We start from the raw sequence: 24,981 nt of genomic DNA on the forward strand, positions 1-24,981 counted from the left end.
GTGAACTTGTCTCTTCCTCGACTGACCAAGTATGAAATGCCCCTTCTGCAGTCACTCGGAAACCCAGGTGGTGGAAACCCGGATTTCTGAAGATGGGGACTCCATTCGGCGCCGGCGCCAATGCGCCTCGTGTCAAAAACGCTTTACCACTTATGAGCGTCCCGACGTTGCCTTTCCGGCCATTGTCAAAAAAGATGGCCGGCGCATTGAATACGAGCGTGCCAAACTACTCGCCTCCATGACACTGGCGCTACGCAAGCGCCCCGTGAGCACCGAGCAGGTGGATGGCGCCGTGGAGCGCATTGAAGAAAAGCTTCTCATGCAAGGGGTGCGCGAGTTGCCCTCAGCCCGCCTGGGCGAACTCGTGATGCGCGAGCTCAAGAAGCTCGACAAAGTGGCCTATGTGCGCTTTGCCAGCGTGTACCGCAGCTTTGAGGATATTGACGAGTTCAAGACGCTGGTGGATGAAGTGCGGCGGTAGGCGCAAACAGCCAACGTGATTCCTGGTGAAAGGAGGGAGACTGGCCCAACTGGCACCAGGCACCCGACAAAACCGACAGCCGGTTGAAGTTGCCTGACATGCGGCATGCACGCACATTGAAGTTCAAACCAAAGCTTTTTACACTTTGGGCATGGATACCCAAACCACCTGTCCTTGTGCAACACCCATTCGCCGCCCTGCACCCAATCGAGCGCAGGGCGGTTTTTCCATTGTTGAGGTGCTGGTTGCCATCATTATTCTGAGCGTGGGCATGCTGGGCGCGGTCGGCATGCAGGCAACAGCCATGCAATCCAACAAGGAAGCCCGCAATCAAGCGGCAGCCACTACTTTTGCCCGTGAACTTGCCGAGAAGATGCGGGGCAACCATACAGTCGCCATCAAGGCTGATTCCGCTGAGAATCCCTATATTTTTGATGCAACCCTGAACATCAACGACACCATCCCAACCCCAACCGTTAACTGCTTCTTAGACGGGTGCCCAACCGTCAAAGACGCCGCAACCTGGGATGTTGCGGACTGGCAGGGACGCGTCCAGGCCACACTCCCCACCCCCAGGGTCAAGGTCTGTTTTGACCAGACGCCTTTTGACAGCGCAGGAAAACCCCAGTGGGACTGCACAGACGACGGAGATATTGCCGTTCTGAAAATGAGTTGGACAAGAAAAAATACAGCCGGAACGCTTGAATTTGCCGGAAGTACCGGCATACCGGTCGTCGTTGTGCCACTGACCGCAGGAAGCTCCGAATGATGCCACGCCGCCTTCCCACTACAGGCCGCAAGCAGCGCGGCTTGACGCTGGTTGAGTTACTGGTCGCCCTCGGTCTGGGTCTGCTGGTCGTGGTCATTGCCGCAACGGCTCTTTTGCTGGGCCAGCAAGGCTACCGCAGCGTCGACACCACCACCCAGCTGCGGGACCGGGAGCGTTTTGCCGCTGACCTGCTGGCACGCGTCATTATTCAAACGGGTTATCAGGACCTGGGGGCTGGCAGTGTTTCCCTGCGCTCAACAGCCAAACTTCTTGGCAATGATCCAGAGCCCGATATTTATGGCTGGAACAACGCGATTTACAAAGATCCTGACGACCTGGTCCTGAGTACCAGCACCAAGATCACTAACGGCAACAGACCTGGCGCATGCACGGTCAATGACACTTCCTGCAAGAACGGCAGCGACGTTCTGGTGGTGCGCTACCAAGGCGTGAACTCGCCAACCGATGCCACCAAGCCCGACAACACCATGATCAATTGCATGGGACTTGGGGAGGCCGGCTTAACGAACGGGGATCTCAACGATCGTGCAAGCAGTATTTTCCATGTCACACGAGGCACCAATGGCGAACCGTCCCTCTCGTGCTCTTACTACAATTTTGCGACCGGTGCCTGGGTCGCATCCCAACCCATGATTGAGGGGGTTGAGTCTTTTCAGGTGCTGTTTGGCACCGACGGCGTCACCCCCTTGACCGCGGCCAGCGCTGCCGCCACACAAGACACCGTCGCGGATCGCTGGCTGCGCGCCGACCAGTTGACTGTCGCCGGCAACACCGCAGCCACACGCGAGAACTGGCGCCGGGTGCGGGCGGTGCGCGTCGGCCTGGTGCTACGGGGGCCTGTGGGCTCGGCTGAGCAGGCGTATGCAGACCCTTTCACGCCGCTGGGCCCAAAGTATGCCAGCCCCGATGACACAGGCTCCAGTCTGTCGGTGGCGGCGGACCGCCGCCTGCGGCTGCAAAGTACTTTTACCGTGCATTTACGCAACGACCTGACGCTCCGATGAAGTACCCACCTCTAGCATTCTTTCGCAGCGCGACAGTACGTGTGCGCAGCAAGCAGCGCGGATTTTCCCTCATCACCACGCTGATACTGCTCATCGTGGTCACGGTGCTGGGTATCGGCGCGAGCCAGATGGTGTTGCTGTCCGAGCGCGCGACCCGGTTTGACCGCGACACGCAAATCGCTTTTCAGGCGGCAGAAGCCGCACTGATTGACGCGGAATTCGATATCCGCGGCCCCAACACATCGACCACCCAGCGTGTGGCCTCATTTTCAGCCAGCAGCGAGCTTGGTTTTATGGACGGTTGCGGCACCGGTGCCTCGCTGGGCTTGTGTTTGCCCGCGGCCGATGGTCAAAAGCCGATCTGGTATTCCGTGGATTTCACCGACGAGAGCAGCAGCGCCAAAACCGTGAAATTTGGTGACTTCACTGGCCGAACCTTTGCCACCGGAACAAGTGGGATTCGTCCAGAAATAGCCCCGCGGTACATCATCGAAGTACTGCCCGACAAGACGCCTGGCCGCAGTGCCAGCGCGCAAAAAACTCTGTTCCGTGTGACGGCCATGGGCTTCGGGCCACGCAAGGAAACCCAGGCCGTGGTGCAAATGATATTTAGAAAAGAGTGATCGTCATGAATTTCCGAATTTTGTTTTCAAGCCCATCCAGCAAGTCATCGAAAAAAAAGTGGGGCGTCCGGCTGGCCCTGCTGGCAGCCTTCTCGGCCATCACGGTCGGGGTTGTGATCAGTCAAACCATCACCCTGCCGCCCTTGGTGGTGCTGCCGGCCGAGCCGCTTTACATGAACGGCGCCAAGACCAAAGGCAACTTGACGCTGGCGCTTTCGGTGGAATTTCCGACCGTAGGGCAGACTTATCGCGACGACTTCGATTCGACCAAGGAGTACGTCGGCTATTTTGACCCCAAAGCCTGTTATCGCGCTGTTTTGAGCAGCGGTTCTCTCGGCAATTATTTCGACTGGCAGACCAACAAGGGCACTTTTTCGGCGACCTGCCCAAGCAGTCAGTTCGATGGGAACTTCATGAACTGGGCCACCTCGTCGGCCATCGATATCATGCGTTACGGCCTGACCGGCGGTAACCGCACCATTGACGACAGCAACACAACGGTGGTTGACCGCGCTTGGTTGCCCGACAACTTTTACAAAAACTCCAGCTACTTCTCCGAAAAATTTGTACCGAACGCACAGTTGTCTGGCAGGACCGAAAATTCGCCCACGTCGTTTCCCAACGGCATGTGGATTTACAACTGTAAAAATCGCGTGTATTTTGCCGACGCTCAGGACAGTGGCACAAGCTGCGACAGTCCTTTCGGTGTTTCCGGTGCCCAAAGCGAGCATCTAATCAAGGCAAACGCCAACAACAAGGGAAACTTCTACGAAGTCAGAAACCTGGTTTGCGACCCCAACAGTGCCACCAACCGCCTGATGACTTATGACCCGGATACCAAAAAATGGACGGGCCTGTGCTATCGCTATCCGAACGGCAAGTACAAGCCAGTGGGACAATTTCAGATGAATGCAGACAACCTGAGGGTCTCTGTTTTGGGTTATCTTCAAGATGACAATCGATCACGCTACGGTGGGGTGCTGCGTGCGCCGCTCAAATACCTGGGGCCCAAAAACTATGACACCAACTTCAATTTGCTGACTGCGGCCAATGCACGCAGCGAATGGGATGCCACAACAGGTGTGTTTGTCGCCAACCCCCAGAGTGGTGATTCAACCTATGGCGATCAGGGCTTTGGTCAAAGTGGGGTCATCAACTATGTCAACAAGTTCGGCACACTCAACCCTGACAGCATCGGCGAATACAAGACATACGATCCACTCAGCGAGCTGTATTACGAGGCGATTCGTTATCTGCAGGGCAAGCAGCCCACAGCCCAAGCCATAACAAACGTGAGCGGTTCAACGTCTTCCAAAGCGCTTCAAGAAAATTTTCCGGTTTACAAAACCTGGACAGACCCGTTCGCAGGCTTCACTGATACCACGGACACCGGCAAAGGTTGTTTGAGAAACAGCATTCTGACCATCGCGGATGTATTCACGCACAGCGACCGCTCACTCCCGGGTAACACGCTGGGCACCTCGACTGATGACTTTGTGCGAAGTGTAGAAACCAACCCCGCACTAGATGTTCCGTTCTGGACCAGTGTGGTTGGCAGCTTCGAGAGCAAAACGACCTCTACCGCGACTGTGACCTACAGCGACAGCCAAGGACTCACCCAGACTGCGGGCAACCTGGCCACCAACAAACTCTACGATGCCAGCACATCTTATGATTTGAGCAACGCCGCCACCGTAAGTACCGGCGCTGGAACTGGGTCTTACTACATGGCCGGCTTGGCTTATTGGGCCAATACCCAGAGTTTTCGTACCGATTTACCCAAAGGACGGATCAAAACATATTCCATTGATGTGAATGAGAACCGAGCCAGCGACAACGTAGATTTCCGCCGGACGCGGCAGCTGTACCTCGGCGCCAAATATGGTGGCTTTGACGACAGCGCGACCGGCAACACCGGCAACCCTTACACGGGCGGCACCAACGTGCTTTGGCAGGGCACAGACGGAGAAGCCAAGAACTACTTTCTGGTCAGCGATGCCAAGAAATTTCTGGACTCTCTGGCCGAGGTATTCGCTCGCGTCGTGGAAGAAACCGGCAGTATTGCCGGCGGCGCCATTTCGACTCAGCGTCTTACCGCAGGCCAGGCAGAGGCCGTGTTCCAGGCCCGGTTTAATCCGGTTGCCAACTTCTGGAGTGGGCGTCTGATCAAATTCCCACTCACGCTGGATACGGCAGGCACTGGTCTGGTCATCGGCAACACCCCCACTTGGGAGGCGGGCCAGGTCTTGACCGCTGCAACCCTGGTCGACCACGGCGCTGCCAGAAACATCGTCATTGGCGCACCAATTGGACTGCAGGCTACGGTCTTGCCTACCCCGTTCAAATGGGCTGATCTGGCCCAGGCCCACAAGGACGCCCTCAATATCAGCCCCTATGGCGTCCCTGCCCCAGTCGTTGACACGCTGGGCCCGGACCGGCTTAATTACCTGCGTGGCGACCGGAGCAAGGAAATCACACCCTCCACACCACTGGGCCCATTCCGTCCGCGTGACATCGTTATGGGCGATATCGTCAACAGCGGCCTGGTGTACATGGGCAAGCCGTCGGGTAGCATCACAGGGACCGACTACAACACTTTCTACGCGGCCAACAAAAGTCGCTCACCCGTTATTTTTGCCAACGCGAATGACGGCATGCTGCACGCCTTTTACGACAGCACTGGCGCCGAGGCATTCGCTTACATCCCCGGATTCGTTGCTGGCAAACTCAACCAACTGCCCGATCAGGACTACAGCCACATCAGCATCAACGATGCAACACCCGCGGTATCAGAGGCTTATATCGGCGGTCAGTGGCGCAGTGTTCTGGTCTCTGGTGTTGGCGGCGGGGGCCAGGGCCTGTATGCCCTGGATGTGACCAATCCAGCAACTTTCACCAAAGACAATGTGCTCTGGGAGTTTACGGACCGCGACCATGTGGCCATGGGCAATGTACTGGGCACACCGCAGATCGTCAAGCTTCGTACCACCAACAATGGCGTTACCCCCGTCGGCTACAAATGGTATGCGGTGGTCGCCAGTGGTATTAACAACTACGCGGCAGACGGTTACGCGCATGCCACCGGCAATCCTTCGATCTTCATCATCGACCTGTCCAGAAAGCCGAGCGATTATCCGACCGAGAAGCCTTGGACCGAGGGCACCAACTTCTGGCGCATTGAGCTTCCCCAAAGCAGCACCACTATCGCCAAAGGCCTACTTGGGCTGACCACGGTGAAGAACTTCCAGACTGGCGCGGTTGATAGTCTGTATGCTGGGGATATGCAGGGCAACGTCTGGAAGCTTGACTTCACGCTGCGGGGCACCGGCAGCTTGACTACCGACGCTACCACCAACTTGACGGCATTCAACGCCAAAACCGGAACCAGCACTGCATTTTTCGTCGCCAAAGACAGCAACGGGGCACTGCAGCCCATCACCGGCGAGCCCGTTGTCATCAACGCTTTTTTCGACAGCAAGCTGGTGTCCTTTGGTACCGGGAAATACCTGGAGACACCGGACACCACCGTGCCGATGACCGTGGGCGCTTCGTTTTATACGCTGCTAGACAACACGCAAGCCGTTACCGGACGCTCGGTCTTGCAGCAAGGCAGCGTTTCGACCACTGGCACTGTCACGATCCCAAGTTTTGTCTATGGAAAGCCCACCACAGCCGCCCCCGCATTGAGAATGGGTTGGTATATAGATTTTGACAAGAGCATTGGCGAGCGCCAGATCAGCGATATAACCGCCGATTTTGGTCAGCTGTTTTTTGGTTCCCTTTTCCCCACAAAGGGCTCATGCGGCGAGGGCGGGGGTCGGTTCTATGCTGTGAACTCACTCACGGGTAACGGGATGTCCGAGTTGTCGCAGGTTGGCATATTGGCCGCACCCCTGGTTTTGGAAGTCGGCAGCACGGGGCTTACCTTGAGTGACACCAGTGGTCAGCGAACAGCAACCCGCAACGTGGCTATCATCACACAGGGATCCAAGGGTCTTAAGGTTGCTGCCACTGGACTCACCTACAAGGACCAGGTAGGACGACTGAGCTGGCGCCAGATCAACAACTTCCGGGAAAACAAGAATAACTAACCCAGGGGGTCATCATGCGCTCTATTTATCAACCTTCCGTTCGACATCGCACCCAATCGGGCTTTACCCTGATTGAGCTCATGATCACCGTTGCGATCATTGGCATATTGGCAGCCTTGGCTTATCCGGCCTATACCGACTCGGTGCGCAAAGGCAAGCGGGCTGAAGCGCGGGCGGCGCTCATGAACCTGTTGCAACAACAGGAGCGTTACTTGACCCAGATGAATACCTATGTCGTCTTCGCGGCAGGCGCGGCGGATACGGCGTTCAAAACGTACTCCTCGTCCGACGGCACATCAGCCCAAAGCAGTCATCTTCTCGGGGCCAGAAAGTGTCAAAAAATAGGTAGTGACACCCCGAGCGAAAAGGATTGCATCGAAGTGTTTGCTGTGCCTCAAGCGGGAGTTTTTTCCGACCCACAGGTGACTTCAATGGCGATCGACACCCAGGGCAGGAGAACCTGCACGGGTACTCAAATTGACCGCTGCTGGAAGTGAAGTGGCAGCCATGATGCTTAATTTCAGAACCAGGCAGCATCTCAGCGCCGGTCTTTGCGGCCGTCAGGTCGGCTTTACCTTGATTGAGTTACTGGTAACGATTGCCATTGCCACCCTGCTGATGATGGTCGCCGTGCCAAGTTTTGTCGCGTTTCAGCGCAACGCGCAACTGTCAGATGCCGTCAGCAATTTCGTTGCCGCCGCCAATGCCGCACGAGCCAATGCCATGAAGCTGGGGCTTAACACCTACGTGGTACCCAATAGCACAACAACGGGCTGGAGTTCAGGCTGGATGGTGTATGCCGATGCCAACTGGAATGAAGCGTATGACGCAGCCTCGGAAGAAGTGATACTGCGCCATGAGGCATTGAGTGCCGACATCACCGTGACAATTCCCTCTGGCAGCAGCCTGGCAGGATCAGACCCCTATCTGATGTTCAACGGCAGTGGCTACCCACGGTTGAAAACAGGCGCCTTTGGTGGTGCAACAATGACAATGAGCAACATCTCGCCACGCTCAAGTTCCATCATCATTGACCCTGCTGGCCGCGTGCGGTCTTGCAAGCCAGGATTATGCTAACTCTGACTTTTTTTCAGACTCTTCCCCCTTCCTGACGTGACAACAAGCCTGCCGCAACCCATGCGCGACGCGCTCAACCTGGCCTGCGCGGCATTGCTCGTTGCCCCACCCAATCCGAGGGTAGGCTGCGTCATGACGGACTGCCGCGAAAACACGCTTGGGCAAGGACACACCCAGCGCACTGGTGGTGCGCACGCCGAAATCGTGGCCCTGCGCGACGCAAAGGCTCGGGGTAATTCGGTTGTCGGCGCCACCGCCTACGTCACCCTGGAGCCCTGCTCCCACCACGGACGCACCGGCCCGTGCTGCGACGCGCTCATTGCAGCAGGCATCAAAAAAGTAGTGGCATCCATCGCCGACCCTAATCCGCTGGTCTCAGGCCAAGGCTTCGAACGCCTGCGCGCAGCGGGGGTGGAGGTCGAAGTGATGCCTGCTGACGACCCGCTGGCGATTGCGTCGCGTGAACTCAACATCGGCTTTTTCAGCCGCATGATCCGCAAGACACCCTGGGTGCGCCTGAAGATGGCGGCCTCGCTGGATGGCAAATCTGCGCTGGAAAATGGCGTCAGCCAGTGGATTACGTCGGAGGCTGCGCGTACGGACGGTCATGCCTGGCGCGCCCGCGCCTGCGCCGTACTCACCGGCATCGGCACCGTGCTCACGGACAACCCGCGCCTGGATGTGCGGCTGGTCGACACGCCACGCCAACCTCATCTGGTGATCGTGGACAGCCGCCTTGAGACGCCACTGGATGCAGCGCTTTTTACGCCGGGCCGCGTCATCTACCTCTACGCTGCCGTCCAAAACGAAGCAAAAAAAGCAGCGTTGGAAACGCGTGGCGCCACGGTCATCTACGCGCCCGGACTCGAACCCGCAACGCGGAACAAGGTAGACCTCGCTGCCATGCTGCGTGACTTGGCGGCGCGTGAAATCAATGAGTTGCATGTGGAGGCCGGCCACAAGCTCAACGGCTCATTCATTCGGGAAGGTCTGGTGGATGAATATTTGGTCTACCTCGCACCCATGCTGATTGGGCTTGGCAGTGGCATGGCCAACTTTGGCCCCATCACGCAACTCGAAGATGCAGTGAACCTGCGCTTTCACAGCATCGAGCCGGTCGGTGATGACCTGCGTATTCTTGCCAGACCGCCCGGCCGCGAAACGTTTTGAATCGCTGAAAGAACCCTTTAGCTATCAATTAGATAGCTACATAAGAAGGTATGACGGGGGCTAGAGCCCTAGAAAGCTTAAATCATTGGGTTTGGCGTGGATTGCCGCGCTACGGCCGCAACGACGAATAAGGCAGCGCGGCAGCCGCAAGCCACCGCAAACCCACCGTAAATGACAGAACGCCTTTCAGAAATACAACTCTTTCCCTGCGAAAATACGCCTATGTTTACTGGAATCATCACCGGCGTGGGGCGCATCGCCGCCGTTCACGCCCTCGGCAGCTCTTCAAGCCACGGCAAGCGCCTCTCCATCGAGTGCCCGCCCGCTTTCCTCGACGATGTCGGTTTGGGCGACAGCATCGCGCTCAATGGCGCCTGCATGACGGTGACCGCGTTGGATGTTGCGGGGCAGCAGTTCTGCGTCGACATTTCAGCCGAATCACTCGACAAGACCGCCGGATTGAACGCGATGGGCACCATCAACCTGGAGAAAGCCCTGCGTGCCAACGACCGCCTGGGTGGTCACATGGTGTCGGGCCATGTTGATGGCATCGGGACCGTCACTCATTTTTCCCAGGTGGGTGAAAGTTGGCAGTTGCGGGTTTTGGCCCCCAAAGCGCTGGCCAAATACCTCGCCTACAAAGGGTCGATCACGGTCAACGGCGTCAGCCTCACCGTCAACCGCGTCCAGGATACTGAAGACGGCTGCGAGATGAGCATTAACCTGATACCGCACACAGTTCAGAATACGGCGCTTAATACGCTGCAAACCGGTTCCCTGGTCAACCTTGAAATTGATTTGATCGCGCGTTATGTTGAACGCATGCTCAACGCGGACCCGCAGCACACCCATCTGGCTGCGCCTTAACGCGTCAGCCACCCAGCTCCTACCTTCACATTTAGCCACCCATGAAAGACCGCCGCATGACCGCCCCCATCCCCGTAACCATTTCCCCGGTTGAAGACATCGTGGCCGACATGCGCGCTGGCCGCATGGTGATTCTGGTCGATGAAGAAGACCGCGAAAACGAAGGCGACCTGGTGCTGGCCGCTGACCACGTCAGCGCCGACGCCATCAACTTCATGGCCCGATTCGGCCGCGGCCTGATTTGCTTGACCCTCACCCGGGGCTTGTGTGAACGCCTGCAACTGCCGCCCATGACCGCGCGCAACGGCGACAAAAAAGGCACCGCCTTTACCGTGTCGATTGAAGCCGCTGAAGGCGTCACCACGGGCATTTCGGCTGCCGACCGCGCCCGCACCGTGCAAGCGGCGGTGGCCAAAAATTCTCACCCCGACGACCTGGTGCAACCCGGCCATATCTTTCCCCTGCAAGCGGTTGAAGGCGGTGTTTTGATGCGCGCCGGCCACACCGAAGCCGGTTGCGACTTGGCCGACATGGCAGGCTGCACCCCCGCCGCCGTGATCTGCGAGATCATGAAGGACGACGGCACCATGGCCCGCCTGCCCGACCTGCAACTGTTTGCCGCCGAGCATGGCCTCAAGATTGGCACCATCGCTGACCTGATCGCGCACCGCAGCCGGGTCGAGTCGCTGGTTGAAAAATTGGGTTCCCGCCCGATCAACACCGCTTTCGGTGATTTCACCCTTCACGCTTTCAAAGACAAGACCGCCCACGCCGTCCATCTGGCGCTGGTCAAAGGTCAGTGGGCCGCAGGCGACACGGTGTTGGTCCGCGTGCATGAGCCGCTGTCGGTGCTGGACGCGCTGGAGGTCGGTCGCGCCATGCACTCCTGGAGTCTCGATGCCGCCCTGGCCCGCATCGCCTCGGAGGGCAGTGGCGTGGTGGTGCTGCTCAATTGCGGCGAAAGCGCCAAGCAACTGATGGCCCAGTTTGACGGCACCGCCCGTGCCAGCCACGGCCCGGAGCGCGGCCGCATGGATTTGCGCAGCTACGGCATTGGCGCCCAGATCCTGCGCGAATGCGGCGTGCACAAAATGCAGCTCATGGGCAACCCGCGCCGCATGCCCAGCATGACCGGCTATGGCCTGGAGATTGTTGGATATCTTGGAAAAACAAATGCTTGACGCGAACCAAGGAACACTGGCCGCCAGTGACAGCCGCCTGAACGGCAAAAAATTGCGCATTGGCATTGTTCAAGCGCGTTTCAACGAACCCATTACCAACACCCTGGCGCAGGCCTGCAAGGCCGAGCTGCTGGCGCTGGGCGTGGCTGAGAAACACATTGACCTGGTTCAAGTTCCCGGCGCGCTGGAGGTGCCGGTGGCCTTGTTGGCGCTGGCCGAAAAATTGGAATACGACGCGCTGGTGGCCGTCGGCTGCATCATTCGCGGCGAAACCTATCATTTTGAGTTGGTCGCCAATGAGTCCGGCGCCGGTGTGAGCCGGGTTGCACTTGATTACCAAATACCCATCGCCAACGCCATCCTGACGACCGAAAATCTGGCGCAGGCCATCGCCCGCCAAACAGAAAAGGGGCGCGACGCCGCCCGCGTTGCCGTTGAAATGGCCAATCTACTAAGTGACATCTAATGACTGAGCAGCCCACCAAACCCACGGGAAGCCGCCCGCCCCGCCAGCCCCGCACCGGCTTGACCAGTACCGGCGCACGCAAGGCCGGCAGCAAGTCGGACCGTTCGCGCGCCCGCGAATTTGCCCTGCAGGCGCTGTACCAGAGCCTGGTCGGCAAAAACACGGTGAGCGACATCGACGCATTCACCCGCGACCTGGCCGGGTTTTCCAAAGCCGACTCGCTGCACTTCGATACGCTGCTGCAAGGCTGCACCGAACAGGCAGCGGCGTTGGACGCCCTGTTGTTGCCGTTGCTGGACCGCAAGTTTGCGGAGATTTCGCCCATTGAACACAGCATCATGTGGATTGGGGCTTTTGAGCTCCAGCACTGTCTGGACGTGCCGTGGCGCGTCGTGCTCAATGAATGCGTTGAGCTGGCCAAAGAATTTGGCGGTACCGACGGGCACAAGTATGTCAACGCCGTGCTCAACAGCCTGGCACCAAGCCTGCGTGCGGCCGAAGTAAATGCCGACCGGGGAAAAACCCGCGCATGAGAATCTCTGATCGCGCGCAGCGCATCGAGCCCTTTTATGTGATGGAGGTCGCCAAAGCGGCGTCAGCACTGGCCTTCGACGTCGCGCGCAGCGCCTCACCCATGATCTTTCTGAACATTGGCGAGCCCGACTTTACCGCGCCACCTTTGGTGCAAGAAGCGGCTTGCCGGTGCGTGCGCGACGGCTTGACGCACTACACACAGGCCACCGGCATGAGTCCGTTGCGCGAACGCATCAGCGACTGGTATCTCAGCCGCTTCAATGTCCAGGTGCCAGCCAGCCGCATTGTGATCACCGCCGGCGCCTCGGCGGCCTTGCAGCTGGCCTGTCTGGCCCTGATCGAATCGGGCGACGAGATCATCATGCCCGACCCCAGCTACCCGTGCAACCGGCACTTTGTGTCAGCCGCCGACGGCAGCGCCGTGCTGCTTCCCACCACGGCGGCCGAGCGCTTTCAGCTCAGCGCCGACAAGGTGCAAGCCGCCTGGGGACCAAAAACACATGGCGTTTTGCTGGCCTCGCCCTCCAACCCCACCGGCACCTCCATTGCGCCGGATGAACTGCGCCGCATTCACCAGGTAGTGAGCAACAAGGGCGGCATCACGCTGGTCGATGAGATCTACCTCGGCCTGAGCTTTGACGCGCAGTATGGGCAAACGGCGCTGGCGCTTGATGACAACATCATCAGCATCAACAGTTTCAGCAAATACTTCAACATGACCGGCTGGCGGCTGGGCTGGTTGGTGGTGCCGGAGCCCTTGGTGCCGGTGATTGAGCGTCTGGCGCAAAACCTGTTCATCTGCCCCAGCACCATCTCCCAATACGCCGCCCTGGCCTGCTTTGAGTCAAGCAGTCTGCTTGAGTACGAGCGCCGCCGCGCCGAGTTCAAGGCCCGACGTGATTACTTCATACCGGAGCTCAACGCCCTCGGGCTCACCGTGCCGGTCATGCCCGATGGCGCCTTTTACGCCTGGGCCGATTGCTCTGCCGCCTGTCGGGCCAAGGGCCTCAAAGACAGCTGGGACTTGTCGTTTGACCTCATGCAGCAGGCCCATGTCGCCGTCACGCCCGGGCGCGACTTCGGTACGGCTGACGCCCACAATTTCATCCGCTTTTCTACGGCCAGTTCGATGCCGCAGCTGCATGAAGCCATCCAACGATTAAAAGCCTATCTGGAACCCCTGAAATGAACCAAGACCTGTCGATCCTGCGCCTGGTGCTCAATGCCAGCGTCGTTGTGCAACTGGTGATGCTGCTGCTGGTGGTGGTCTCCATGGCCAGCTGGGCCGCTATTTTTCGCAAGCTGTTTGCCCTGAAACGGGTGAAATTGCTCAACGACACCTTCGAGCGCGAGTTCTGGTCTGGCACCAGCCTTAATGATCTGTTCTCTGCCGCCGCCCAAAACGCCCGCGACTCCGGCCCGTTGGAACGCATTTTTGCCAGCGGCATGCGTGAATACCAAAAACTGCGCGAGCGTCACATCACCGACGCCAGCACCCTGATGGACGGCGCCCGCCGCGCCATGCGCGCGAGCTACCAGCGCGAGCTCGATGTGGTGGAGGCCAACCTCTCGTTCCTGGCCTCGGTCGGCTCAGTCTCACCGTATCTCGGCTTGTTTGGCACCGTCTGGGGCATCATGCACGCCTTCACCGGGCTGGCATCCATGCAAACGGTGACCCTCGCCACGGTGGCCCCGGGCATTGCCGAGGCACTGGTGGCCACTGCCATTGGCCTGTTTGCCGCCATTCCCGCCGTGGTGGCTTACAACCGCTTCGCCCACGACATTGACCGCATCGCGATCCGGCTGGAAACCTTCATTGAAGAGTTCTCCAACATCCTGCAGCGCAACGTCAGCGCCCAGTCGGCCTCCGGCCACTGAAAGGAGCACCAGCATGGCCTCAGTCATCAGTCGCGGGCGCGGTCGACGCACCATCAGCGAAATCAACATGGTGCCCTTCATCGACGTGATGCTGGTGCTGCTGATCATCTTCATGGTCACCGCACCGCTGATCACGCCCAGCGTGATCGACCTGCCCAGCGTCGGCAAAGCCGCCCGTCAGCCCGACCAGGTGATTCAAATCATCATCGGCAAGGACGAAACACTGCAAATGAAAGTGCAAGAAAAATCCAGCCCACTGGGGCTCAAAGACCTTGCCAGCGCAGTCAAACAAGCGCAAAGCGGGGTCACCAATTCGGCGGTGGTCATCAGCGCCGACAAAAGCATCAAATACGAATCAGTCGTCAAGGTCATGGACACCCTGCAACGCGCCGGTGTGCAGCGCGTGGGCTTGTCCGTGCAACTGGCCAGTTGAGGTAGAGGCGTGCACGCGGCCACTGATCGTCTTGAGTTTGCGCCACCTCCCACGCCGGGCCTGCTGCGCTCACTGGCCTTGGCTGTGCTGGCGCACGCGTTTTTGCTGGCCGCCCTGACCTGGGGCGTGCACTGGAAGCGCGACGCCATCAGCGTGACCGCCGAGGCTGAGTTGTGGTCGGCCGTGCCGCAAGCAGCGGCGCCGAAGCTGGTCGAAGTGCCTATAGAACCCACAGCCACACCAGTCACACCGAAACCACCAGTCGTCACGCCTGCACCCCCGACTCCACCCTCTCCGGTGCCGCAGGTTCAACCCAGCCCGCCCGACCCCAACATCGCCCTTGAGCGCGAGAAATTGCGGGAAAAAAAGGAACTGGAACTCAAAAAACAACAAGCACTGGACAAACAGCGCCTGGAAAAGCAGCGCCTTGACCAACTGAAGCGGGAAGAACTCAAGCAAGAAAAGCTGCAGCTTGAGAAAAAGCGCTTGCAAGACAAACGCGAAAGCGACAAAAAAGCCGCTGAAGACAAGAAAAAAGCAGCCCAAGAGGCCCAGCGCAAGGAAACTATCCAAGCGCAAGAGGACGCCAGAAAACTGGCTGCCCAGCGCAAAGCCAATATCGAACGCATGACCGGCCTGGCAGGCGCCAGCGGCGGGCCCACGGCCAGGGGCACGCAACTGCAATCCAGCGGCCCGTCCGCCAGCTACGCCGGACGCATTCGCGCCCGCATCAAACCCAACATCGTGTTCGCCGACGACATCGGCGGCAACCCAGCTGCGGAAGTTGAAGTTCGTACCTCACCGGACGGCACCATCATCAGCCGCAAACTCACCAAATCCAGCGGCGTCAAATCATGGGATGAAGCCGTCCTGCGCGCCATCGATAAAACCGAGGTACTGCCGCGTGATGTCGACGGCCGCGTCATCAGCCCATTAACCATCAGCTTCACCCCAAAAGACTAAAACAAAGCGTCAAGTACACTTACAAAACCTAAAAATCAGTTAAAACTTGTCAAGGGAGCGGCCCATTGCGCCGCCCTCAGCAACAGGGCCTTGCTTAGTGTCAATCGAACCATCATCAGCCAGCAGTCCCGTACCGCAACATATTGCCGTCATCATGGATGGCAATCGGCGTTGGGCCAAGCAACACGGTTTACCCGTGGCGCTGGGCCATGCCAATGGCGCCCGCCAAGTGCGCAGAATTGTGCAAGCCTGCGCCGAGCGTGGCGTGCGCTACCTCACCCTGTTTGCCTTCAGCACCGAAAACTGGCGTCGCCCGCAGGACGAAGTCTCCAGCCTGATGGGCTTGATGACGCTCTACCTGCAAAAAGAAGTCAAGAACATGAGCGCCAAAGGCGTGCGCCTGAAGATCGTGGGCGACATCTCGGGCTTTAGTGCGCGCATTCAAGAGCTGATCCTTCAAGCGCAAGAAAAAACCGCCCACAACGACACCATCACCCTCACTATCGCCGCTAACTACGGCGGCCGCTGGGACATGGTCGAAGCCGTCAAGTCGTGGCAAACAGCGCACCCTGGCGAGTCTGTCAATGGGATCGATGAAGCGGCCCTGAGCGAGCACCTCGGTCTGTCCTATGCGCCCGACCCTGATTTACTCATTCGCACCGGCGGCGAGTCGCGCATCAGCAACTTCATGCTGTGGCAACTGGCCTACACCGAGCTCTTTTTCACCGACGCATTGTGGCCCAGCTTCACCCCCGACGAACTTGACCGCGCCCTTACCTGGTACGGCACACGCGAGCGCCGCTTTGGCGGTAGCACCAAAACCTGATCGGGCACAAACCACGATCAGTTCGGGTTTATGTATCAAATCAGCCTCCAGCCTCCGTTGAACAAGAGAAATGCGCTATTTAAAACATAGCGTTTATAGGCCGGCTGTCTGTCCTTGCAGGGTGGATTTCAGCCCAATTGGCCGACTGAATTCAGGATCGACCAGACACAAAGCCAAGCAGGCCAATAATGCAATAGGCTACACTGCCCCGCTTCGAGCGGCTGAGTCAACTAGCCAACACCTTCCAGAGAATCCAGTCAATGACGTTACATGAATTAGCTATTAGCTCGCACAAGAACGCCTTTAATTCACCCAAAACCGCGATCTGCGTCTTGATCGTTGCTAGTTTGTTCTCTGGCCTGAGCTCGGCGCAGGTTCTGGCGCCTCCTGGTGGGACTTCGGGTAGCGCAACTGGCTTCTCATCGGGCCCGTCGGTCGGTGCACCCGCCGCCGCAGGCTATCCGTCCTCGGCCCCATCAACCACACTCTCCCCTGCCGCCATGGCCGCTGCCCGCTCTGCGGGTCTCACTGACGCCGCAGGCAACCCGGTTGGCCCAGGCACCGACAAAGCTGACCTGAACACCGACAAAACCAACAGCGAAAGCTTTCGGGCCAAGCTCCCACCGCTGGGAACCAACCAGTTTGCCAAATTTGTCCAGGACACTACAGGCCGTACGCTACCCCTGTATGGTTACAACCTGTTTGACGGCAACGGCTTTCCCGCCCTCACCAACGTACCCGTTCCTGCCAACTATGTGCTGGGGCCAGGGGATGACATCAGCATCAAAATCTGGGGCGCTATTGACGTCAACCTTAACCTGCCGATAGACCGCAACGGCCAAGTCACCATCCCCAAAGTGGGTCCGCTCACCGTGGCGGGCACCCGTGCCGACCAGTTGGAGGCTTTGCTCAAGACCCACGTCGGCCGCGTGTACAACAACTTTGAGCTCAGCGCCACCTTGGGTCGCCTGCGCTCCATTCAGGTGTTTGTGGTCGGCCAGGCGCGCCAACCCGGTGTGCACACGGTGTCAAGCCTGTCCACACTCATCAGCGTCTTATTCGAGAGCGGCGGCCCCTCCGCCACCGGGTCCATGCGCCAGATCCAGCTCACGCGCGCTGGCAAAACAGTCTCCACCATCGATCTCTACAAGTTCATCCACAGCGGCGACACCAGCGCCGACGCGCGCCTGCTGCCCGGTGACGTCATCGTCATCCCCCCCGCTGGAGCACGCGTGGCCCTGTTGGGAGCGCTCGACAGCGCCGCCATCTACGAGCTCTCGGGCAAAGAAGAGACCCTGGCCAAGCTCTTGTCTTACGGCGGTGGCCAGCAAATTTTGACCACTCCGCACAAGGTTCTGGTTGAACGCATCAACCAGGCGCAGGACAAAGCCCCCCGCGTCATTGAAGAACGCGTCCTCAACGCCGACGGCCTCAATTCCACGGTGCGAGACGGCGACGTTGTCACCCTGTTCAAGATCAGCCCCGAGTTTGCCAACGCCGTCACTTTGCGCGGCAACGTGGCTAAACCTCTGCGCTATGCCTACCGCCCGGGCATGAAAGTGTCTGATCTGATCCCCGAGGTCAGTGCGCTGATTCAGGACGACTACTACAGCCGCAAAAACATTCTGGTGCAGTACCAGTCGCCCAGACTGTCCCTGACTGAACGTACGGCTGAAGGGTTTAGCTATGGTCGTGATGGCAACATAATGCAAAACGGGTCGAACAGGCAGTCCCCGGCAGACCGTACGTCTGAAGGGGGCAACTATGGTCGTGATGGCAACATGGAGCAAAACGGGTCGAATAAACAAGTCTCGGCAGAGCAAATCGTCACCGATGTTAAAAATCAGCTTAACGAAATTAATTGGGACTACGCCGCCATTGAGCGGCTCGATGCCAAGGAACTGCGCACCACACTGATTCCCTTCAACCTCGGCAAAGCCGTCAAAGACAGAGACCCTGTCAACGATCTCACGCTGCAAGCTGGCGATGTGGTCACCATTTTTAGTGTCAATGACCTGCCGGTGCCGGCCGAAAAACGCAGCCAGTTTGTGCGTGTTGGGGGTGAGGTGAAGGTGCCCGGCATTTACCAGATTCAGCCCGGCGAGACCCTGCCTGGTCTCATCCAAAGAGTCGGCGGCTTCAGCCAAAACGCCTTTGTCTATGGCACCGTCTTTACCCGTGAGTCCACCCGCGTCCAGCAGCAGGAAAACATCAACAAGTCGATGCGACGTATGGAGTCAGACATCAACGCGCAAACAGCCTCTGCATTGCAGAACGCCAGTAGCGCGGACAAAGCCACTACCCTGCAAGTGCAGATTGAAAATCAGAAAAATTTGCTAAGGCGCCTGCAGAGCCTCAAGGCCAACGGCCGCATTGCGCTGGAGTTGGACCCCGATAATCCCGTGCCGCCCGCCATTGCACTGGAAGACGGTGACCAAATCATCGTTCCGCACCGGCCCAGCTTTGTCGGCGTATTTGGCGAAGTGTTCGCCGAGAGCTCATTCATCTACAAACCCGGCTACACCGTCAGCCACTACATTGACAAAGCCGGCCTCACCCGCGACGCCGACACCGACAATCTGCTGCTGATCCGCGCCGACGGCTCGGTCGAAGGCAGTTCGCGCCGTTCATTGTTCTGGAGCAGCGGCGTGATGGACAAGAAGCTCAACCCCGGCGATTCCATTTTTGTGCCCGGCTTGATAGACCGCCGTACCGCCTACACCCAGTTCATGGAAGGCGCCAAGGACTGGACGACCCTCCTGTACCAGTTTGGCTTGGGCGCGGCCGCCCTGAAGACTATCCGCAACTAGAGGTGACCCACACCGCTATGGCGGTCATTTCAACAGGTTCATAACAGGTCGCCCAATTAGGCTCCGCGGACTACGCCTTGGCGCGGTCCACGTGGGGATAATGTGACATCAGGGCAATCTAACCAACAAAATAGAGCAAACATGGCACAACGCAAAGGCATCATCCTGGCCGGGGGCTCCGGCACCCGGCTCTACCCGGTCACGCAAGCGGTCTCCAAGCAACTCATGCCGGTGTACGACAAGCCCATGATTTACTACCCCCTGAGCACGCTGATGCTGGCGGGCATTCGGGATGTACTGGTCATTTCCACCCCGCAAGACACGCCGCGCTTTGCCGAACTGCTGGGTGACGGCAGCCAGTGGGGCATGAACATCCAGTATGCGGTGCAGCCCTCGCCCGATGGCTTGGCGCAGGCTTTCATCATTGGCCGCGAGTTTGTGGCCAACCAGCCCAGCGCCCTGGTGCTGGGCGACAACATTTTTTATGGACACGATTTGGTCAAGCAGCTGGCCAACGCCAGTGCCCGCACCGTTGGAGCCACTGTGTTTGCCTACCATGTGCACGACCCGGAGCGCTATGGTGTGGTGGCGTTTGATGAGCAGCAGCGTGCCATCAGCATTGAAGAAAAGCCCAGGCAACCCAAGAGCAACTACGCGGTGACAGGCCTGTATTTTTACGACAAGCAGGTGTGTGACATTGCCGCCAACATTGCGCCCTCCGCCCGTGGCGAGCTGGAAATTACCGACGTGAACCGGGTTTATCTTGAGCAAGGCCAGTTGAGTGTGGAAATCATGGGACGGGGCTATGCCTGGCTGGACACCGGCACCCACGACAGCTTGCTGGAAGCCGCCAGCTTCATTGCCACGCTGCAAAAGCGCCAGGGCCTGCAGGTCAGCTGCCCGGAAGAGATTGCCTTTGCCCAGCAATGGATTGACGCCGCGCAGATTCAAAAACTTGCAACGCCACTGGCCAAGAATGGCTACGGGCAATACCTGCTCAATCTCATCAAACAAGCCTGATTGACCAATGCCCTACACCGTTACCCCCACCGCCCTGCCCGAAGTCCTGATTCTTGAGCCCCGCGTATTTGGCGACGCCCGTGGTTTCTTTTTTGAGAGTTTCAACCAGCGCGACTTTGCCCAGGCGACCGGGCTGGATGTAGAGTTTGTGCAAGACAACCACAGCCGCTCCGTCAAGGGTGTGTTGCGGGGTCTGCATTACCAGATTCAACATCCCCAGGGCAAGCTGGTGCGTGTGACGCAAGGTGAAGTGTTCGACGTGGTGGTGGACTTGCGCCGCGACTCGCCAAACTTTGGCAAATGGGACGGCGTGCTGCTATCTGCCGACAATAAACGTCAGTTGTGGGTTCCCCCTGGCTTTGCCCACGGCTTTGTGGTGACCAGTGACACGGCCGAATTTTTGTACAAAACCACCGACTACTGGTACCCCGAGCATGAAAGAAGCCTGCTCTGGAATGACCCGACCGTGGGCGTGCGCTGGCCTCTGACAGGCGAACCCCAATTGGCGGCCAAGGATTCGGCGGCAAAGACGCTGGCTGAGGCAGAAGTTTTTGGCTGAAGCACAGGTTGCTGACTGTTGGTGCCAACGCTTGATGCCGTTCGGTTGCGTAGTTTATGAGACTGCGGCTCAGCGATAATTGGCCCCTTAAAGATACATAAGACTGGGCTGCCCGTCTGGGAGCTGTCATGATTAACCGTTTTGCCGAGCCTATTTTGGCCTTGCCCCGTCCAGCCAAGCGCTTGTTGGCGCTGGGGGTGGACGCGTTGCTGTGTGCGCTAACCGTGTGGCTGGCCTTGAGCCTGCGGGTCGAGAACTGGGTCGCCATCCACGGCAACCAGTGGCTGGCGATTGGTTTGTCGCTGGCGCTGGCGTTGCCAGTGTTCATGATGTTTGGCCTGTACCGGGCGATTTTCCGCTATGCCGGGTTAACCGCCTTGCTGGCGGTCACCAAGGCGGTTTTGGTTTACGGTGTGTTGTATGCTGGGTTACTGGCTGTTCTGGCCCTGCCTGAAGTACCGCGCACGGTGGGACTGATACAACCCATCTTTTTGCTGCTGGCGGTAGGGGCTTGGCGGACGCTAGCCCGCTTCTGGCTTAGTGGCGAGTATGTGAGCCGTCTCAATCGTGGCACTTTACCCAAGGTATTGATTTATGGGGCAGGCTCGGCCGGGCGGCAACTGGTGGGTGCTATGGCGAGCAGTCTGGAGATGCACGCCGTGGGCTTTCTGGATGACGATCCGCATTTGCATGGTCGTGAGCTCAATGGCCTGCGCATTTACAACCCGGCACAGTTGCCCCAGTTGGTGACGCGCCTGCAAGTGAGCGACGTGTTGCTGGCCATGCCATCTGCCAGCCGACAGCGGCGCAAGGATATTTTGCAATTGACGCGTCAGGCCCGTGTGGCAGTGCGCACCTTGCCAGGTTTGATGGACCTGGCCCAGGGCCATGTACTGGTCAGCGACCTGCGCGAGATTGACATTGAAGATCTGTTGGGCCGCGATTCCGTACCACCCGATGCGTCGCTGTTTGGCAAAAACATTGCTGGCAAGGTGGTCATGGTCACGGGTGCGGGCGGATCGATTGGCAGCGAGTTGTGCCATCAGATCATCAGGCTGGCACCATCCAAACTATTGTTGGTGGAGCTGAGCGAGTGGGCCTTGTATACCGTGCACCAGAAGCTCCTGGAAATACTGCCTGAAGAGAATATGCCCCATGTGCAGGTGCTGCCGCTGCTGGCCTCGGTGCGTGATGCGGACCGGATGGCCGAGATCATGCGCACCTGGCAACCGCACACCGTGTACCACGCAGCGGCATACAAACATGTGCCCATGGTGGAGCACAACCCGGCCGAGGGCGTTAAAAACAACGTGCTGGGCACCTGGACGACCGCCCGGGCAGCGGCCACGCACAGAGTGAGCAATTTTGTGCTTATCAGCACCGACAAGGCGGTGCGCCCGACCAACATCATGGGTGCCAGCAAACGCCTGGCCGAAATGGTGCTGCAAGCCCTGGCCAGCCAGACCAAGCCGGGCGGCACCTGCTTCAGCATGGTCCGGTTTGGCAACGTGCTGGGGTCGTCGGGCTCAGTGGTGCCCCGGTTTCGCAAGCAAATCAAGGACGGCGGGCCGATTACCCTGACGCACGCTGACATCACCCGCTATTTCATGAGCATTCCTGAGGCGGCGCAACTGGTCATTCAGGCCGGCGCCATGGCCAAAGGAGGCGATGTATTTGTGCTGGACATGGGCGAGCCTGTGCGCATTATCGACCTGGCCCGCAGCATGGTGGAACTGTCGGGCCTGACGGTGCGTGATGTGGCCAACCCGGAGGGCGACATCGAGGTCAAGATCACCGGCTTGCGCCCGGGTGAAAAGCTCTATGAAGAGCTGTTGATTGGCGACAACCCCCTGCCCACCCAGCATCCGCGCATCATGAAGGCGCATGAGCAGTTTGTGCCGTGGCCCGAACTAAGCACCTGCCTCGATGGTTTGACTTCGGCGCTGAATGCCAATGATGTGCCGCTGATACGCAGCTTGCTAAAACAGCTGGTGCCTGGCTACCAGCCCGATGGCGAGGTGGTGGACTGGGTGCATTTAGCGCAGACGGCGTGTCTTTTACGGGCGGCATAGCGTGGCAACCCAGCAGGTGTTGGGGGGGGGGGGGCCAGCGCATGAGCTTGGTCACCTGGCGCTGGGCTTTTGGACCTGCATGTCAGCCGTGACCGTGCTGGCGCTGATGCCCGCCGTGCCGCATATGCCAAGCACCGGCTGGGACAAAAGCAACCATTTACTGGCATTTACGGTACTGGCCGTGCTCGGGCTGCGGGCCTATCCGACGCGCACCATGGCGGTGTTGACTGGCTTGCTGGCCTTTGGCGGGCTGATCGAGCTGCTGCAGTCGCTCACCCCCGACCGCATGGCCGAATGGGCCGATTGGCTTGCTGATAGTTTGGGCTTGTTACTGGGCTGGGGTTTGGTACGGGGCTGGGGGATGGTGACAAGCGACAAGAGATGAGACAACTCCAATAGGCTTGAAGTAAGCCACGTAGCAGGTAGAAATCATGCGCCCTCGTCATGAGGATGTGCAGACATCGGTTACGGTATTTGGCTGTTGGCTTCGGGAACAGCTTGACCGGGATCCTCGACGCGCTGAGCGTTGACTGGTGGGTTAAGCGAAGTGCCGCCGCTGGTGTCGATAATTGCATCGTATGCGCCACCGATAGCAGGAACAGAACCTGAGTCCAGGAAGAACTGCCACGTCACGAGAAAGAGCAGGCTTGCAACAGCAAAGCCAAATAGAAATACCTGAATTACCAACCTCATCGGGTTACCCGGTTGCCTCTGCCGCACGAACTTAATTCCAGCGGACTGGCATTCCCGGCAGATGTACTCACCGTATCGATTCTTGTGACATTCTTCGCGCGCAACGACGGTGCCACAGGCTGAACATATTCTCGACATATCGGGATGGTCCGAACAGTGGGCGGGTTTCCACACCTTTTAATGAAAAAGATATTCTCCAATTTCCAAGCTTCACTTTGTTGACACATCTCAACGCCCAGCACAATGGACACGAGCCCTTGTTGCATTAAAGAGCAAGGGAATAAGCGGATGTCTGGAAGCCCAACACTACTTCTCAAGAGTCAGACTGCGTATTTGGATGCAGTGCCAGCGGCTTCAGGGGAGACATTTGCAGCGGCAACGTCGTGGATGCGCGATAACACATTCATACCGGCGAAGCCGTTTGTGTGGACCCATTTTTAGTTGGAGGGCTGAATGACAGGGTCCTCGGAGGCATCAGTGACGTTGGGATTGTCGCGCGCGCCACTTGAAAAATGATACGACTCAAGAGCCAGGAGATGCGGCCACCTCGCCAGAATAGCTATGCAAACTATGGCGATGGTCAACCATAAAACAGGTAGCGCCCGCCTCACAAAATGCTTCAGCTGCCCCCGTCGTGTAAACCTTGTCCCACCAGCCAGGCATTTGCGGCAAATGTACTCCCCATAGCGATTCTTATGACATTTTTTTCGTTCAACCGTAGCGTGACAGGCCGAACAGACTTTTGATGTTTCAAGCTGGTCCACACGATGTCGGATCGACGTCCATTCTTACAAACAAATTTGCATTTTCAATGTGCCAATTTGTACGTTGTTGACGTTTCTCAAGGCTTGGAACGATGACCCTGGCTCAGTGTTCCACTGCGAACCATTCACACCTAGCTCCTTGCGACAATGCGCCGCAACCCGGCCAATGCCGAGCATCAGTGGCAGTGACGCCGAAGGGAAGCGGGTCCAGTTTCAATTCCAAAGACTGGAATAAAAAAAAAGGGCTTGCCACTACTTTCATAGCGGCAAACCCTTATGTACTGGCGGAGCGGACGGGACTCGAACCCGCGACCCCCGGCGTGACAGGCCGGTATTCTAACCAACTGAACTACCACTCCTGGTAATGGCAACATTCACTCTTTCGAGTCAAGTCGTCTGCTCTTGCGAACTGACTGTTACCAACTTGTGCTTCGTTCATCTCATGATGAATTTGGCGACCCCACGGGGATTCGAACCCCGGTACCTACCGTGAAAGGGTAGTGTCCTAGGCCTCTAGACGATGGGGTCATAACCTTTGGACTTCCGTCTCAACTTGCAAGACTTTTCAGCCTCACCTCAGAAATTTTGGTGGAGGTAAGCAGGATCGAACTGCTGACCTCTTGCATGCCATGCAAGCGCTCTCCCAGCTGAGCTATACCCCCTAAACCACAGATTACTT

Annotated in this window: 23 protein-coding genes and 3 tRNA genes; 22 read left to right on the forward strand and 4 right to left on the reverse strand. The window is 58.3% G+C overall.

All coding sequences use genetic code 11. From position 1 onward, the window contains the following. Positions 1-31 precede the first annotated feature (31 nt). From nrdR to RFER_RS13535, 22 genes are all read left to right on the forward strand, one after another. Entirely contained in the window at positions 32-481 is a 450-nt protein-coding gene (gene nrdR / locus RFER_RS13430; protein ID WP_011464943.1) for a transcriptional regulator NrdR, read from the forward strand. Between the two features lie 151 nt (positions 482-632). Further along, entirely contained in the window at positions 633-1,250 is a 618-nt protein-coding gene (gene pilV, locus RFER_RS13435) for a type IV pilus modification protein PilV (RefSeq protein WP_011464944.1), read from the forward strand. Further along, the gene (locus tag RFER_RS13440; protein ID WP_011464945.1) at positions 1,250-2,275 is read left to right on the forward strand and encodes a PilW family protein; all 1,026 of its coding nucleotides are present in this window, start codon (positions 1,250-1,252) and stop codon (positions 2,273-2,275) included. The genes pilV and RFER_RS13440 overlap by 1 nt, the downstream gene beginning before the upstream one ends. Next, positions 2,272-2,898: a pilus assembly PilX family protein gene (locus RFER_RS13445; protein ID WP_011464946.1), complete on the forward strand. Its 627-nt coding sequence runs from the start codon at positions 2,272-2,274 to the stop codon at positions 2,896-2,898. Before RFER_RS13440 ends, RFER_RS13445 begins: the two co-directional genes overlap by 4 nt. A 5-nt stretch (positions 2,899-2,903) precedes the next feature. Then, positions 2,904-6,989: a pilus assembly protein gene (locus tag RFER_RS13450; RefSeq protein ID WP_011464947.1), complete on the forward strand. Its 4,086-nt coding sequence runs from the start codon at positions 2,904-2,906 to the stop codon at positions 6,987-6,989. A gap of 14 nt (positions 6,990-7,003) precedes the next feature. Beyond that, positions 7,004-7,486 (forward strand): type IV pilin protein, encoded by a 483-nt coding sequence (locus tag RFER_RS13455; protein WP_011464948.1) that lies wholly within the window; start codon positions 7,004-7,006, stop codon positions 7,484-7,486. A gap of 13 nt (positions 7,487-7,499) precedes the next feature. Continuing rightward, on the forward strand, positions 7,500-8,066 hold the full coding sequence (locus RFER_RS13460) for a GspH/FimT family pseudopilin (protein WP_244095724.1): 567 nt from the start codon (positions 7,500-7,502) through the stop codon (positions 8,064-8,066). A 60-nt stretch (positions 8,067-8,126) separates the two neighbouring features. Next, a complete protein-coding gene (gene ribD / locus RFER_RS13465; RefSeq protein ID WP_041792288.1) occupies positions 8,127-9,236 on the forward strand; it encodes a bifunctional diaminohydroxyphosphoribosylaminopyrimidine deaminase/5-amino-6-(5-phosphoribosylamino)uracil reductase RibD in 1,110 nt (369 codons plus the stop codon). A 222-nt stretch (positions 9,237-9,458) separates the two neighbouring features. Then, positions 9,459-10,103: a riboflavin synthase gene (locus RFER_RS13470; RefSeq protein WP_011464951.1), complete on the forward strand. Its 645-nt coding sequence runs from the start codon at positions 9,459-9,461 to the stop codon at positions 10,101-10,103. 56 nt (positions 10,104-10,159) lie between these two features. Then, positions 10,160-11,284, forward strand: a complete 1,125-nt coding sequence (gene ribBA, locus RFER_RS13475; RefSeq protein ID WP_041792291.1) for a bifunctional 3,4-dihydroxy-2-butanone-4-phosphate synthase/GTP cyclohydrolase II — start codon at positions 10,160-10,162, stop codon at positions 11,282-11,284. Continuing rightward, a complete protein-coding gene (gene ribH / locus RFER_RS13480) occupies positions 11,277-11,750 on the forward strand; it encodes a 6,7-dimethyl-8-ribityllumazine synthase (protein ID WP_011464953.1) in 474 nt (157 codons plus the stop codon). Before ribBA ends, ribH begins: the two co-directional genes overlap by 8 nt. Beyond that, positions 11,750-12,283, forward strand: a complete 534-nt coding sequence (nusB, locus tag RFER_RS13485; protein ID WP_011464954.1) for a transcription antitermination factor NusB — start codon at positions 11,750-11,752, stop codon at positions 12,281-12,283. Before ribH ends, nusB begins: the two co-directional genes overlap by 1 nt. After that, complete coding sequence (locus RFER_RS13490) at positions 12,280-13,473, forward strand: pyridoxal phosphate-dependent aminotransferase (RefSeq protein ID WP_011464955.1); 1,194 nt, start codon at positions 12,280-12,282, stop codon at positions 13,471-13,473. Before nusB ends, RFER_RS13490 begins: the two co-directional genes overlap by 4 nt. Next, positions 13,470-14,162: a protein TolQ gene (tolQ, locus tag RFER_RS13495; RefSeq protein WP_011463462.1), complete on the forward strand. Its 693-nt coding sequence runs from the start codon at positions 13,470-13,472 to the stop codon at positions 14,160-14,162. The genes RFER_RS13490 and tolQ overlap by 4 nt, the downstream gene beginning before the upstream one ends. 13 nt (positions 14,163-14,175) lie before the next feature. After that, a complete protein-coding gene (locus RFER_RS13500; protein ID WP_011463463.1) occupies positions 14,176-14,595 on the forward strand; it encodes an ExbD/TolR family protein in 420 nt (139 codons plus the stop codon). Between the two features lie 9 nt (positions 14,596-14,604). Beyond that, positions 14,605-15,558 (forward strand): cell envelope integrity protein TolA, encoded by a 954-nt coding sequence (tolA, locus tag RFER_RS13505; RefSeq protein WP_011464956.1) that lies wholly within the window; start codon positions 14,605-14,607, stop codon positions 15,556-15,558. Positions 15,559-15,655: 97 nt separating this feature from the next. Continuing rightward, positions 15,656-16,384, forward strand: a complete 729-nt coding sequence (gene uppS, locus RFER_RS13510; protein WP_011464957.1) for a polyprenyl diphosphate synthase — start codon at positions 15,656-15,658, stop codon at positions 16,382-16,384. Positions 16,385-16,644: 260 nt separating this feature from the next. Next, a complete protein-coding gene (locus RFER_RS13515; RefSeq protein ID WP_011464958.1) occupies positions 16,645-19,194 on the forward strand; it encodes a polysaccharide biosynthesis/export family protein in 2,550 nt (849 codons plus the stop codon). A gap of 141 nt (positions 19,195-19,335) precedes the next feature. Continuing rightward, on the forward strand, positions 19,336-20,214 hold the full coding sequence (rfbA, locus tag RFER_RS13520) for a glucose-1-phosphate thymidylyltransferase RfbA (protein WP_011464959.1): 879 nt from the start codon (positions 19,336-19,338) through the stop codon (positions 20,212-20,214). A gap of 7 nt (positions 20,215-20,221) precedes the next feature. After that, positions 20,222-20,773 carry a dTDP-4-dehydrorhamnose 3,5-epimerase gene (rfbC, locus tag RFER_RS13525; protein WP_011464960.1) on the forward strand — a complete coding sequence of 184 codons (552 nt, stop codon included), beginning with the start codon at positions 20,222-20,224 and terminating at the stop codon, positions 20,771-20,773. Positions 20,774-20,901: 128 nt separating this feature from the next. After that, on the forward strand, positions 20,902-22,845 hold the full coding sequence (locus RFER_RS13530; RefSeq protein ID WP_011464961.1) for a polysaccharide biosynthesis protein: 1,944 nt from the start codon (positions 20,902-20,904) through the stop codon (positions 22,843-22,845). Between the two features lie 79 nt (positions 22,846-22,924). After that, the gene (locus RFER_RS13535) at positions 22,925-23,230 is read left to right on the forward strand and encodes a VanZ family protein (RefSeq protein ID WP_011464962.1); all 306 of its coding nucleotides are present in this window, start codon (positions 22,925-22,927) and stop codon (positions 23,228-23,230) included. Between the two features lie 80 nt (positions 23,231-23,310). Here RFER_RS13535 and RFER_RS13540 read toward each other — a convergent pair whose 3' ends face one another. From RFER_RS13540 to RFER_RS13555, 4 genes are all read right to left on the reverse strand, one after another. After that, complete coding sequence (locus tag RFER_RS13540; RefSeq protein ID WP_041790723.1) at positions 23,311-23,538, reverse strand: hypothetical protein; 228 nt, start codon at positions 23,536-23,538, stop codon at positions 23,311-23,313. Positions 23,539-24,584: 1,046 nt separating this feature from the next. Continuing rightward, a tRNA-Asp gene (locus RFER_RS13545) sits at positions 24,585-24,661 on the reverse strand. A gap of 93 nt (positions 24,662-24,754) precedes the next feature. Further along, positions 24,755-24,830: transfer RNA gene (locus RFER_RS13550), tRNA-Glu, on the reverse strand. A gap of 58 nt (positions 24,831-24,888) precedes the next feature. Beyond that, a tRNA-Ala gene (locus RFER_RS13555) sits at positions 24,889-24,964 on the reverse strand. Positions 24,965-24,981 lie beyond the last annotated feature (17 nt).

It is taken from the genome of Rhodoferax ferrireducens T118, from assembly GCF_000013605.1.
Taxonomy (GTDB): Bacteria; Pseudomonadota; Gammaproteobacteria; order Burkholderiales; family Burkholderiaceae_C; genus Rhodoferax; species Rhodoferax ferrireducens.